Origin of the sequence: Pseudomonas sp. 13B_3.2_Bac1, assembly GCF_025466205.1 — a bacterium.
Taxonomy (GTDB): Bacteria; Pseudomonadota; Gammaproteobacteria; order Pseudomonadales; family Pseudomonadaceae; genus Aquipseudomonas; species Aquipseudomonas fluorescens_H.
Genome location: NZ_JANLOG010000096.1, coordinates 1 through 11,995 on the forward strand (window position 1 = coordinate 1; position 11,995 = coordinate 11,995).

General features: G+C 59.0%; 11 protein-coding genes. 5 read left to right on the forward strand and 6 right to left on the reverse strand.

Annotated features, from left to right (window positions below):
* The first annotated feature begins 109 nt into the window (after positions 1-109).
* Together NTD85_RS15315 and yccS are read left to right on the forward strand one after the other, a co-directional pair.
* Positions 110-1,288 (forward strand): NAD(P)/FAD-dependent oxidoreductase, encoded by a 1,179-nt coding sequence (locus tag NTD85_RS15315; RefSeq protein ID WP_003229001.1) that lies wholly within the window; start codon positions 110-112, stop codon positions 1,286-1,288.
* Positions 1,289-1,515: 227 nt separating this feature from the next.
* Entirely contained in the window at positions 1,516-3,699 is a 2,184-nt protein-coding gene (gene yccS, locus NTD85_RS15320) for a YccS family putative transporter (RefSeq protein WP_262142576.1), read from the forward strand.
* 127 nt (positions 3,700-3,826) lie between these two features.
* Here yccS and NTD85_RS15325 read toward each other — a convergent pair whose 3' ends face one another.
* The gene (locus NTD85_RS15325; RefSeq protein ID WP_103522145.1) at positions 3,827-4,564 is read right to left on the reverse strand and encodes a substrate-binding periplasmic protein; all 738 of its coding nucleotides are present in this window, start codon (positions 4,562-4,564) and stop codon (positions 3,827-3,829) included.
* A gap of 256 nt (positions 4,565-4,820) precedes the next feature.
* Here NTD85_RS15325 and NTD85_RS15330 point away from each other — a divergent pair, with 256 nt between their 5' ends.
* Positions 4,821-5,273, forward strand: coding sequence for a GNAT family N-acetyltransferase (locus NTD85_RS15330; protein WP_226500929.1), 453 nt, complete (start codon positions 4,821-4,823; stop codon positions 5,271-5,273).
* 116 nt (positions 5,274-5,389) lie between these two features.
* Here the strand turns inward: NTD85_RS15330 and NTD85_RS15335 are convergent, their stop codons facing one another.
* Genes NTD85_RS15335 through NTD85_RS15345 form a run of 3 tightly spaced genes read right to left on the reverse strand, consistent with a single transcriptional unit; the run spans position 5,390 to position 8,366 of the window.
* The gene (locus NTD85_RS15335; RefSeq protein ID WP_003229005.1) at positions 5,390-5,686 is read right to left on the reverse strand and encodes a helix-turn-helix domain-containing protein; all 297 of its coding nucleotides are present in this window, start codon (positions 5,684-5,686) and stop codon (positions 5,390-5,392) included.
* Between the two features lie 21 nt (positions 5,687-5,707).
* On the reverse strand, positions 5,708-6,199 hold the full coding sequence (locus NTD85_RS15340; protein ID WP_262142577.1) for a M48 family metallopeptidase: 492 nt from the start codon (positions 6,197-6,199) through the stop codon (positions 5,708-5,710).
* 43 nt (positions 6,200-6,242) lie between these two features.
* Positions 6,243-8,366: a putative bifunctional diguanylate cyclase/phosphodiesterase gene (locus NTD85_RS15345; RefSeq protein WP_262142578.1), complete on the reverse strand. Its 2,124-nt coding sequence runs from the start codon at positions 8,364-8,366 to the stop codon at positions 6,243-6,245.
* Positions 8,367-8,701: 335 nt separating this feature from the next.
* Here NTD85_RS15345 and NTD85_RS15350 point away from each other — a divergent pair, with 335 nt between their 5' ends.
* The gene (locus tag NTD85_RS15350) at positions 8,702-9,370 is read left to right on the forward strand and encodes a polysaccharide lyase family 7 protein (protein ID WP_226500927.1); all 669 of its coding nucleotides are present in this window, start codon (positions 8,702-8,704) and stop codon (positions 9,368-9,370) included.
* A gap of 80 nt (positions 9,371-9,450) precedes the next feature.
* Here NTD85_RS15350 and NTD85_RS15355 read toward each other — a convergent pair whose 3' ends face one another.
* Positions 9,451-9,861, reverse strand: a complete 411-nt coding sequence (locus NTD85_RS15355) for a hypothetical protein (RefSeq protein ID WP_262142579.1) — start codon at positions 9,859-9,861, stop codon at positions 9,451-9,453.
* A gap of 225 nt (positions 9,862-10,086) precedes the next feature.
* On the opposite strand from NTD85_RS15355, the gene NTD85_RS15360 reads away from it, so the two are divergent.
* On the forward strand, positions 10,087-10,311 hold the full coding sequence (locus tag NTD85_RS15360; protein ID WP_262142580.1) for a transcriptional regulator: 225 nt from the start codon (positions 10,087-10,089) through the stop codon (positions 10,309-10,311).
* Between the two features lie 463 nt (positions 10,312-10,774).
* On the opposite strand, the gene fba is transcribed toward NTD85_RS15360, so the two are convergent.
* Positions 10,775-11,839 (reverse strand): class II fructose-bisphosphate aldolase, encoded by a 1,065-nt coding sequence (gene fba / locus NTD85_RS15365; protein ID WP_003229012.1) that lies wholly within the window; start codon positions 11,837-11,839, stop codon positions 10,775-10,777.
* Positions 11,840-11,995 lie beyond the last annotated feature (156 nt).

An 11,995-nucleotide genomic window follows, 5' to 3' on the forward strand; every position in this document is an offset into this window, starting at 1 on the left:
CGCCCCCCCCCCCCCACCCCCCGCGGCCCGCGCCCCCCCCCCCCCCCCGCCCGCCCCCCCCCCCGCTCCCACAGTTTGTTTTGTAGCGACCCACCAAGAGGACACCGTTTTGCGCTCTACCGAAGTCGTGATCATTGGCGCTGGCGCCGCAGGGTTGATGTGTGCACTGACCGCCGCCGGGCGTGGGCGTCAGGTGTTGCTGCTCGACCACGCGAACAAGGCCGGCAAGAAAATCCTGATGTCCGGTGGTGGCCGCTGCAATTTCACCAACATGTACACCGAACCGAGCAATTTCCTCTCGCACAATCCGCATTTCTGCAAATCGGCACTGGCGCGCTACACCCAGTGGGATTTCATCGGCATGGTCGCCAAGCACGGCGTGCCGTACCACGAGAAGAAACTCGGCCAGTTGTTCTGCGATAACAAATCCAGCGACATCCTCGGCATGCTGCTCGACGAGTGCGATCAGGTCGGCGTCGAGCTGCACCTCGACACCTCGATCCAGACCATCGAGAAAGTCGAGAACGGTTACCTGCTCGACACCACCCTCGGTCAGGTTCAGTGCCAGTCGCTGGTGATTGCCACCGGCGGGCTGTCGATCCCGACGCTGGGCGCTACAGGCTTCGGTTATCAGGTGGCCAAACAGTTCGGCCATGAACTGCTGCCGACCCGCGCCGGGCTGGTGCCGTTCACCATCACCGATCAGCTCAAGGAACTGTGCACCGAACTGTCCGGGACCTCGGTGGATTGTCTGGTCAGCTGCAACGAGCAGAGCTTTCGCGAGAACATTCTGTTCACTCACCGTGGCCTCAGCGGCCCGGCGATTCTGCAGATCTCGTCGTTCTGGGAACCGGGTGATACCGTGGAGATCAACCTGCTGCCGGATCACGACACCGCCGCATGGCTGCAGCAGCAAGTGGCCGAGCGTCCGAACAGCGAGCTGAAAACCCTGCTCGGCGAGATCTTCACCAAGAAGATGGCCAATCTGCTGGCGGACAACTGGTTCGTTTCCAAACCGATGAAGCAGTACACCCATGCCGAACTGGCACAGATCGCCGACAAGCTCGGCAGCTGGAAAGTCGTCCCGGCCGGCACCGAAGGCTACCGCACCGCCGAGGTCACGCTGGGTGGCGTCGATACCCGCGAGGTGTCGTCCAAGACCATGGAATCGCTGAAAAGCCCGGGCCTGTATTTTGTCGGCGAAGTGCTCGACGTCACCGGGCATCTGGGCGGTTTCAACTTCCAGTGGGCCTGGGCCTCGGGTTACGCGGCTGCGCAGTACGTCTGATCCAACACAAATCAAAAACTGTGGGAGCGGGCTTGCTCGCGAATGCGCTGGATCAGTCGACATACATGTTGAATGACACACCGCTTTCGGGAGCAAGCCCCCTCCCACAGTTGTTATGCGTGATGCAGTAAGGAACACTTTTTGCTGTCAGATGTGATCGGCGCCATTGCGTCGGCGTCATTACTGGCTCAATTTAGCGGCATCGCCTCGGAAGGCCTTCGCACTTCATGTCCTCGACCTCGTTTCGTCAGTCTTTGCGGCGCCTGTGGGCGCTGGATAAATTCAGCTACAGCGTGCGGGTGTTCATCGCCCTGACCGGCAGCATGGCGCTGTGTTGGTATCAGGATGAAATGGGCCTGTTGATCCCGTTGTTCCTGGGGATTATCGCCAGCGCCCTGGCCGAGACCGACGACAGCTGGCAGGGTCGCCTCAACGCACTGGCGGTCACACTGGTGTGTTTCAGCATCGCCGCGCTGTCGGTGGAACTGCTCTTCCCCTACCCCATCGTGTTTGCCATCGCTCTGGCACTGGCCAGCTTCGGCCTGACCATGCTCGGCGCGCTCGGCGAGCGTTACGGGGCGATTGCCTCGGCGACGTTGATTCTGTCGGTCTACACCATGATCGGCGTGGATCAGCGCGGCGGCGCGGTCACCGATTTCTGGCACGAACCGATGCTGCTGGTGGCCGGTGCCGCGTGGTACGGCCTGCTCTCGGTGCTGTGGCAGGCGATGTTTTCCAACCAGCCGGTGCAGCAGAGTCTGGCGCGGCTGTTCCGTGAACTGGGTTTCTACCTGAAGCTGAAAGCCTCGCTGTTCGAGCCGATCCGCCAACTGGACGTCGAGGGGCGGCGACTGGAACTGGCGCAGCAGAACGGTCGAGTGGTGGCAGCGCTGAACAGCGCCAAGGAAATCATTCTGCACCGGGTCGGCAACGGCCGCCCGGGTTCGAAAGTCAGCCGTTATCTGAAGCTGTACTTCCTCGCCCAGGACATCCACGAACGCGCCAGCTCTTCGCACTATCCGTACAACGCGCTGGCCGATGCGTTCTTCCACAGCGACGTGCTGTTCCGCTGCCAGCGTTTGTTGCGCCAGCAGGGCAAGGCCTGCCGCGCGTTGGCCGAATCGATCCAGATGCGCCAGCCGTTCGTCTACGACGCCAGTTTTGCCGAAGCGCTGACTGACCTCGATGCCTCCCTTGAACACCTGCGCATCCAGAGCAATCCGGCGTGGCGCGGCCTCCTGCGTTCGCTGCGTGCACTGGCGGCCAACCTCGGCACCCTCGACCGTTTACTCAGCGACGCGAGCAACCCGGATGCCTTGGCGGACGCCACCGACAGCAGCCTGCTCGACCGCTCGCCGCGCAACCTCAAGGACGTGTGGATTCGCCTGCGTACGCAACTGACACCGACTTCCCTGCTGTTCCGCCATGCCCTGCGCTTGCCGCTGGCGCTGAGTATCGGCTACGGCATGGTGCACTTGATTCACCCGTCGCAGGGCTACTGGATCATCCTCACCACCCTGTTCGTCTGCCAGCCGAACTACGGCGCAACCCGGCGCAAACTCGGTCAGCGGATTCTCGGCACCGCCATCGGCCTGACCGTGGCCTGGGCACTGTTCGATCTGTTCCCCAGCCCGCTGGTGCAGTCGTGCTTCGCGATCGCCGCCGGGGTGGTGTTCTTTACCAACCGCACCACGCGCTACACGGTGGCGACCGCCGCGATCACGATCATGGTGCTGTTCTGCTTCAACCAGATCGGCGATGGCTACGGGCTGTTCCTGCCGCGCCTGTTCGATACCCTGCTCGGCAGCCTGATCGCCGGCCTGACGGTGTTCCTGTTCCTGCCGGACTGGCAGGGTCGACGCCTGAATAAAGTGCTGGCCAACACCCTGACCTGCAACAGCGTCTATCTGCGCCAGATCATGCAGCAATACGCCGCTGGCAAGAGCGACGACCTCGCCTATCGCCTGGCCCGACGCAACGCGCACAACGCCGATGCGGCACTGTCGACCACCTTGGCCAACATGCTGATGGAGCCGGGGCATTTCCGGAAGGAAGCGGATGTCGGCTTCCGTTTCCTGGTGCTGTCACACACCCTGCTCAGTTACCTGTCCGGACTGGGCGCGCATCGCGAAACGCAGCTACCGGCGGACGTGCGCGAACAGCTGATCGACGGTGCCGGGGTAAAACTGGCCGCGAGCATCGACGACATCGCCCAGGGGCTGGCGAACAAGCAACCAGTGGCGATTCAGAGTGACGAAGAGGAAGCACTGGCCAACGAGCTGGAGCAGATGCCGGACGAGATCGACGAAGGGCAACGGCTGGTGCAGACGCAACTGGCGTTGATCTGCCGGCAGCTGGGGCCGTTGCGGACGTTGGCGGCGCACCTGATCAAGGACACCAGCGAAGCCTGAGTTTTTCGGTGTTTGTCAGGGCCTCTTCGCGAGCAAGCCCGCTCCCACAGGAGAACGCATTCCAAATGTGGGAGCGGGCTTGCCCGCGAAAGGGCCATCAGCCACACAGCCATTTCCGGATCAGCCCCTACATCCCATGCTGACGCAACAACCGGTCATAACTCCCATCCGCCTTCATCGCCGCAATCGCCTTATCAAACCCGGCCACAATCTGTTCATGCTCAGGGTTCTTCAGGCTCACCAGAATGTGCAGGCTGTTCTCGCTCAACGGCTTGGGCAGAAACTCCACGGCGTTGCGCACTTTCGGTGATTCGCGGGCCAGGTAATAACGCGCGACGTATTCATCTTCCAGGGTCAGTTTGACTCGATCCGCCGCGAGCATGCGCACGGCCATGGCGAAGTTATGCACAGGGACTTTCTCGAGCGCGGTATCCGCATCGAACGCCTGCGAGTAGGCATAGCCGCGCACCACCGCCACCGGATAGGTGTGCAGTTGCTCCAGGTTGCTGTAGTCCAGCGGCGTGTCTTTGCGCTTGAGAAAGCGGATGCGATTGAGCAGGTATTCGCCAGAGAACTGGCCGAGTTTGGTGCGTTCGTCGTTGTACCAGGCGTTGACCAGAACGTCGTAGCGCCCCTCGCCAACCCCCAGCAGCGCCCGCGCCCACGGCACCTGCTCGTAGTCGCTGGCATAACCGGCCCGCGCGAGCGCGGTGCTGACGATGTCGGTGGCCAGGCCGCCGTTGACCAGCGTGTCGTCGGTAAACGGTGGCCAGATATCGAACACCAGCCGCAACTTGTCCGCTGCGGCGGTTTGGGCCAGCAAGAGCAATCCGACCAACGCAAAGGCTCGATGCAGTCGCGGCATGCTTGAAAATCCTTAGCGGGCGAGTTGCCCGGCGTGTTTTCAGTCAAAACCCCAAGGCCCCTTACCGGCGAAACCCAGGCCCTAACATTAGCTCATTGAAGCCAGTGCACAGCGCTTTCCAGCAGATTACACAAAGCAGCAGCCGCCGCGAGAAAGGAATGATGGCATTTTGACCTTTGTCACAGACTCTTCCGCCATACAGACATCCAGGGCCTGTGCGCTTAGTATCGGGCGACGGAGTTCAAGGAGTTGGAAGATGACAATCGAGTGGATCTGCAAGCATCACAGCGATCTGGGCAAAGAGCAGCTGTACGCGCTGTTGAAGCTGCGCTCGGAGGTGTTCGTGGTCGAACAGAAATGCGCCTACCCGGACCTCGACGGCCAGGATCTGGACGGCGACACCCATCACCTCATGGGTTGGGAAAATGATCAGTTGATGGCCTATCTACGCCTGCTGGATCCCGAATCCCAAGGCGGTGACGTGGTGATCGGCCGCGTGATCATTGCGCCGCAGGGCCGTGGCAAAGGGCTGGGGCATGTGATGATGGAACACGCACTGAAACAGGCCGAGAAGCATTGGCCGCAGGTGCCGATCTATCTGTCGGCGCAGGCGCATTTGCAGGGGTATTACGGCAGGTACGGGTTTGTCGTGGCGGGTGAGGAGTATCTGGAGGATGACATTCCGCACATAGGCATGCGTCGTCCTTGAGGGCCCCTTCGCGAGCAAGCCCGCTCCCACATTTTGATCGCATTCCATCTGAAGGAACTCGGTCTACGGTGGGAGCGGGCCTGCTCGCGAAGGCGTCAGCTCAGGCACTGCGAAACTCAGGGATACTCCAGCACAGCCTTGATCTGCCGCAGATTACGCTCGATCCACCCGCGATCAATCGCCCCCCACTCGCGAATCCGATAGCGCCCGGCATGGTTGCGCGCGCCCTCTTCCTGCTCGAATTCACAGACGATATCCAGATCCGCCAGCGCGGCGATCGTGTCCTGCGCCGTGCGCCGGGGCATGCCGGTCACTTCGGTCAGCGCCGGGACGCTTGGGGCCAGGCCGCTGTCGATCAGGTAGGCCACGTACAGGCGCCGGTAAAAACTGCTTTTGGTCTTGCTGACGTCCATCCACACGCTCCTTGTTAACGGCTATTGCAGATCCCGCCACGTCAGGTACACCCGCAGATCGAACTCGACCTGGTGATACCCCGGCAGCATGTGCTCGCACAATTTATAGAAGGCCTTGTTGTGGTCCGATTCCTTGAAGTGCGCCAGTTCATGCACGACGATCATTTTCAGGAACTCGGGTGCCGCCTCCTTGAACAACGAGGCGATGCGAATCTCTTTCTTGGCCTTGAGCTTGCCGCCCTGCACTCTTGAAACCGTGGTGTGCAGGCCCAGCGCGCGGTGCGTCAGGTCGAGGCGGTTGTCGAACAGCACCTTGTCGATGGCCGGCGCGTTGCGCAGGTATTCCTGCTTCAGGTCCAGCGCGTAGCTGTACAGCGCCTTGTCGCTCTGCACGTCGTGACGCCTCGGATAGCGTTGGCTCAGGTAGTCACCCAGACGCTGTTCGGCGATCAGTTGGCGCACCTGATCCTGCAATTGCGCGGGATAGGCCTGGAGGTATTTCAACGCAGTCATGGACACGGCAACACGGTTCGAAAAGAGCGCCAGTGTAGCGAATTCAAACCGGCAGCGCGCCCCAGTCGAAGGGCTCGGCGAAGCTGGCGGCGTCTTCGGAGGTCAGCGGGCGCGCCACCAGGAAACCCTGCACATATTCGCAGCCATGCGCTTGCAGCCATTGGTACTGTTCGATGGTTTCCACGCCTTCGGCGATCACCAGCAAACCGTACTGCTTGCACAGATTGATCACGTTGCTGACCAGCGCCGCGTCGCGCGTCGAATCCGGCAGCCGCGCGATCAGGTGTCGATCGAGCTTGAGCGTGTCCAGTTCCAGATCACGCAGATGCGCCAGCGAACACGGTCCCGAACCAAAATCATCCAGCGCCACGCGCACCCCGAGATTACGCAGCAGGCGCAGCTGTTTGCGGGTCTCGTCGGGGTTGTGCATCAGCGCGTCTTCGGTGATTTCCACCTCCAGTTGCCGCGGCTGCAACGAGTGCCGCTCCAGCACCTGGCGTAACTCGGTGACCAGGTTCGGCAGCCCGAACTGGGTGTTGCTCAAACTCACGCCAAGCACCAGATCCTCGGCGAACAGGGTTTCCCAGGCTTTGCGCTGGCCGGCGCCGCGATGATAAATCCAGCTGCCGAGCCGACTGATCAGTCGCGCCTCTTCCAGCAACGGCAGGAACAACCCCGGCGGCACATCGCCGACGCTCGGATGCTGCCAGCGCAGCAACGCCTCGAAACCGCGGATCTGCCCGCTGTCGATCGCGACCTGTGGCTGATACACCAGATTGAAATCGCGGTTCTCGATGGCGTTGCGCACGCTTTCCTCGAGCATCAGCCGCGAGCGGGCGCGACCGTTCATTTCGTGATCATAAAAACGATACTGCTGACGCCCGGCGCGCTTCGCCTCATACATGGCGATGTCCGAGGCGCGCAGCAAGCCGTCGAGGTTAGAACCGCAGTCCGGGTAGGTGGCGATGCCGATACTCGCGCCGAGGGCGATGTCCAGCCCTTCGATTTGCTGACAGATCGACACCCGTTCGATGAGTTTCTCGGCAATCTTCGCCGCTTGCTCGGGGAATTCCAGATCGAGCAATGCGGTGAACTCGTCACCGCCCATACGCGCGAGAATATCGAACGGTCGCAGGCAGGCTTTCAATTGTTCGGAGACCCAGCGCAGCACCCGGTCGCCGGCATCGTGGCCGAGGGAATCGTTGACCCGCTTGAAACCATCGAGGTCGAGGTACAGCAGCACCCAACTGCTGTCGCTGCGTTCACCGCGCAGCAGCAGGTTTTCCACTGTCTGATAAAAGCCCCGGCGATTGAGCAGACCGGTCAACGGATCGGTGACCGCTTGAAATTCCAGCTGCTGATGCAGGTGACGCACCACCGACATGTCCAGCACCGTCACCACCATCGCGTGTTGCTCGGCGGGCAACGGCGCGCAGGACAACGCCACCGGCACCTGTTGCCCCGGTGCCGTGCGCAACAACGCATCGTGCAGACGCAAGGTCTCACCGCGTTTATAGCCGGCCAACAACTCGGATTCGGCCCACAGCGGGATGTGCGGTTTCTGCAGGTAATCGAGAAACTCTTTGCCCTCCAGCTCTTTCACCGGCGCATTCAGCAGCCGCGAAATCGCCGGGTTGGCGAAGCGGATCAAGCCGTCCTCGCCGAGTACCAGAATGCCTTCCGCCGCGTTATCCAGCACCGAGGCATTGAAGGCCCGAGCGACCTCCAGATCATGACTCAGGCGCTGCAAGGCGCGGCGGTTGCGCTGGTGTTCGAGCAACGCCTGGACTTTCGGTTTGAGGATCTGCGGATCGAACGGCTTGAACAGATAATCCACCGCACCACTGGCGTAGCCCTTGATCACGGCGTCCTGGGACTGTTCGTTGGCGGTGAGGAAAATGATCGGCGTGAGGCGTGTGCGCTGACTGCCGCGCATCAATCGCGCGACTTCAAAGCCGTCCATGCCCGGCATCTGCACATCCAGCAGCACCAGGTCGACGTCGTGTTCGAGCAGCAGATTGAGCGCCTCGAAGCCGGAGGCGGCGGTCATGACGTGCCAATCCTGACGCTGCAGCAACGCGCGCATGCTGATCAGGTTTTCAGGGTAATCATCAACGATCAAAAGGACAGAGCTGCCTTCACCTGGCTGGGGTTGCGCGCATTCCATGCTGCTTCTCTTGTCGGGACATCTCTTGTCGGGATATCGGTCGGTTTCTTGTGAAAACCGTACAGTTACTGAGTCATCACTCTAGTCCCGGAACTGTGAAAGCAGAAGCTGTCACGCCGCCATCATTTAGCCAAAGCGACGATTTACCGACTAACGGTCACCCCTGCAGCCCGCGGAAACCGGCACAGATGGCATTTCGACAGGATGTTGACGCCAATCATCTGCCAAACGGGCGTTAACAAAAAAGTCCTCTACGCTTATAAAGGCCGCCCGAAAAGGCGCGGGCTAGAGCTTCTGGCACTCGCGTTCAGGATGAATTGAGTGGAAGAACCGACATGATCGATCTCGCAACCTGGAACCTCAGCGTTCCCGTCGGCAATCCGCCGTACACCGTCGAAACCTCCAAACTGGTGAATGGCTTCAAGGATCAGTACTTCCATTCCGACACCGGCACGCTGTTTTTCTGGTCCCCGGTCACCGGGTCAAAAACCGAAAACGCCATCTACCCGCGCACCGAACTGCGCGAAACCTTCAGCAACGGCACCCTGCGCAACTGGTACTACCCGGACGCCGACAACACCCTGCGCGCGACCCTCGCAGTGAACAAGGTGCCCAGCTCCGGCAAGATCGTCATCGGCCAGATCCACGCCTATGAAAGCCAGAAGCCGATGGTCAAGCTCGAATACCAGTACAAGGAAAAGACCCAGACCGGCAACCTGGTGATCAAAGTGCGCATGCACCCGGACGATGACGAAAGCCGTGTCATCACCCTGGCGACCGGTATCAAGCTGGACAACGAATTCAACTACCTGATCCACCTCAGTCCCGGCGGTGCGCTCGGCGTGAGCGCGGCAGGCTATCAGTGGGATTCACAGATCAGCGCAACCTGGCGGAATAAGCCGCTGTACTTCAAGGCCGGCGTGTATGTGCAGGACAACACCGGGTACACCAGTGAGGGTGGGCAGGTGACATTTACCAAGCTGGATATTGATCACGACAAATAAAACTGGCGCGCATCCACAGGTGATGCAAAACCCAAAAAACGGCAGACTCTATGAGTCTGCCTTACGGCATCAGACCAATGTCAGCTACGGTTTTCATAGAACTCAAAATCACCTTCTACTTCAAAGACCCCTTTCTCAAATAGATTAAAGACTCCTTTGGGCCGGTGCCCGCTTCTGGTCAATTCAAAGGTACCACTCGCATGTTTATCACCGGCTTCCGAGTCTAATTCTAGTTGCGCCCAAATCGGGCCATGATCATTCCCCTCTAGTTTGTATTCCTTACCAACGACAAGGTCTTTTTTAAATCTAACCGCCATATAATATTCATGCCCCCCAAAAGTCCTATACCGGGGATTAAGAAAAAAAAACTCTTCGTCAGCGTACAACCCTTCATCCTTAAGATTAAGCGGGTGAGAACCATACTCTGGATGCTTGTAAGTGATATTCAGTACACCAAAAAATCCCTTACCAGCTTCAAATTCGTTTTTCATATCTTCGCCCTACAAAATAAGTGAGTTCGAAGCTTAATGTTTCAACTGGCCCGGCACACCTGTTATATCTGACAGGTTTTTATATTAATAAAGCATATATTCAATACTTCTAATACCCAAAATATCCACTGATCGGGTTTAGACGCGGACGCGTGCGAGCGGACTCATGACGGTCAAATGTAGCGTTTACGCCACAGTTAACTTTGAAAGTTAAAGAGACAGTACATGGTTCACGCTCTATTAATAAGCCGCCTCGCCGCCCAGTTACGCATAAAGCGTCTGAATCGCGGACTAACGCAAACGCAACTCGCCGACCTCGCGATAGAGAAAGGCACCCATTCCGTGTGCATGAATGTCTATGCACGTATTATTGCCGCTCTGGATTGCGAGCTCACCGTCGTTCCGGCAGTGATGCCTACGCTTGAAGCGCTAGCGGAAATATTTGTTTAATTACGCCCATAAAAAACCCGCCTCTCGGCGGGTTTCTCACATGGACAGCTATTGCCTCAATACTTCACGAAGTAAAAGAATTCACATGTCTGTGGATTCTAAAGCCAGAGGACTTACTCCGGTTGCTTAGGGAGTGTGACAGGAGCTGGCCCCTTGGAGTTTTTGAGGTCTTCCGTTTTTGGCTCAACTGGCAGGGTAACCGGGGCCGGGCCTCTGGGTTTAACGTCCTTAATAGTCATTGCTGTGTACTCCATTACGAGGTGGAGTCTTATCTTGTGAGTATCGCTTGAGGTTGCCTACTGTCAGATCTGACAGTCATTGAGATCTATTGGAAATAAGCAAAACTCAGTTAGATCAATTTATCAGGTACTCCTCATGAACAGTGTCGCTACACGAAGAAATCACCACCCATAAAAAACCCGCCTCTCGGCGGGTTTCTTGTATCAGCGGTTCAAGCTAAGGCTTAGTTAACCTTCGCGTTCAACTCACCTTTCAGATAACGCTGGAACATCGCTTCCAACGAGATCGGCTTGATCTTCGAAGCATTACCGGCAGTACCAAACGCTTCGTAGCGAGCGATACATACATCACGCATCGCCGTCACGGTCGCACCGAAGAATTTGCGTGGGTCGAATTCGCTCGGGTTGGTGGCCATCAGGCGACGCATGGCGCCGGTGGATGCCAGTCGCAGGTCGGTGTCGATGTTGACCTTGCGCACGCCGTACTTGATGCCTTCGACGATTTCTTCAACCGGTACGCCGTAGGTTTCTTTGATGTCGCCGCCGTACTGGTTGATGATCGCCAGCCACTCTTGCGGAACCGAAGAGGAACCGTGCATCACCAGGTGGGTGTTCGGGATGCGTTTGTGGATTTCCTTGATGCGGTCGATCGCCAGCACGTCGCCGGTAGGTGGCTTGGTGAACTTGTAGGCGCCGTGGCTGGTGCCGATGGCGATGGCCAGGGCATCGACCTGAGTCTTCTTGACGAAGTCAGCGGCTTCTTCCGGGTCGGTCAGCATCTGGCTGTGATCCAGAACGCCTTCAGCGCCGATGCCGTCTTCTTCACCGGCCATGCCGGTTTCCAGCGAACCCAGGCAGCCCAACTCGCCTTCAACCGAAACGCCGCAGGCGTGAGCCATGGCCACGGTTTGCTGGGTAACGCGGACGTTGTATTCGTAGTCGGTCGGGGTCTTGCCGTCTTCGCCGAGGGAGCCGTCCATCATCACCGAGCTGAAGCCCAGCTGGATGGAGCGCTGGCAGACGTCAGGACTGGTGCCGTGGTCCTGGTGCATGCACACCGGGATGTGCGGGAATTCTTCGATCGCGGCCAGGATCAGGTGACGCAGGAATGGCGCGCCGGCGTATTTGCGAGCGCCGGCCGAAGCCTGGACGATCACCGGGGAGTCAGTCTTGTCAGCGGCTTCCATGATGGCGCGCATCTGCTCAAGGTTGTTGACGTTGAAGGCTGGAACGCCGTAGCCGAACTCGGCTGCGTGGTCCAGCATCTGGCGCATGCTGATAAGTGCCATTGTGTGTGTCTCTCCCGGTTGAGGGTCGTTAATCGTGCCAGCCTGCCGGAGCGGCGGCGGCTATTCAAGTGATTGCAGATCGGGGGTCGAAGCCCGGTCTGGTGATTCGATAAAGCAAACTCTCAAGAACTACACAGAGCCCTTGTAGGAGTGAGC

What these genes read in the sequence shown, in the direction of transcription:
- yccS (WP_262142576.1), top strand. Translation starts at nt 1,516, where the DNA reads ATGTCCTCGACCTCGTTTCGTCAGTCTTTGCGGCGCCTGTGGGCGCTG.
- NTD85_RS15325 (WP_103522145.1), bottom strand. Translation starts at nt 4,564, where the DNA reads ATGCCGCGACTGCATCGAGCCTTTGCGTTGGTCGGATTGCTCTTGCTG.
- NTD85_RS15330 (WP_226500929.1), top strand. Translation starts at nt 4,821, where the DNA reads ATGACAATCGAGTGGATCTGCAAGCATCACAGCGATCTGGGCAAAGAG.
- NTD85_RS15335 (WP_003229005.1), bottom strand. Translation starts at nt 5,686, where the DNA reads ATGGACGTCAGCAAGACCAAAAGCAGTTTTTACCGGCGCCTGTACGTG.
- NTD85_RS15340 (WP_262142577.1), bottom strand. Translation starts at nt 6,199, where the DNA reads ATGACTGCGTTGAAATACCTCCAGGCCTATCCCGCGCAATTGCAGGAT.
- NTD85_RS15345 (WP_262142578.1), bottom strand. Translation starts at nt 8,366, where the DNA reads ATGGAATGCGCGCAACCCCAGCCAGGTGAAGGCAGCTCTGTCCTTTTG.
- NTD85_RS15350 (WP_226500927.1), top strand. Translation starts at nt 8,702, where the DNA reads ATGATCGATCTCGCAACCTGGAACCTCAGCGTTCCCGTCGGCAATCCG.
- NTD85_RS15355 (WP_262142579.1), bottom strand. Translation starts at nt 9,861, where the DNA reads ATGAAAAACGAATTTGAAGCTGGTAAGGGATTTTTTGGTGTACTGAAT.
- NTD85_RS15360 (WP_262142580.1), top strand. Translation starts at nt 10,087, where the DNA reads ATGGTTCACGCTCTATTAATAAGCCGCCTCGCCGCCCAGTTACGCATA.
- fba (WP_003229012.1), bottom strand. Translation starts at nt 11,839, where the DNA reads ATGGCACTTATCAGCATGCGCCAGATGCTGGACCACGCAGCCGAGTTC.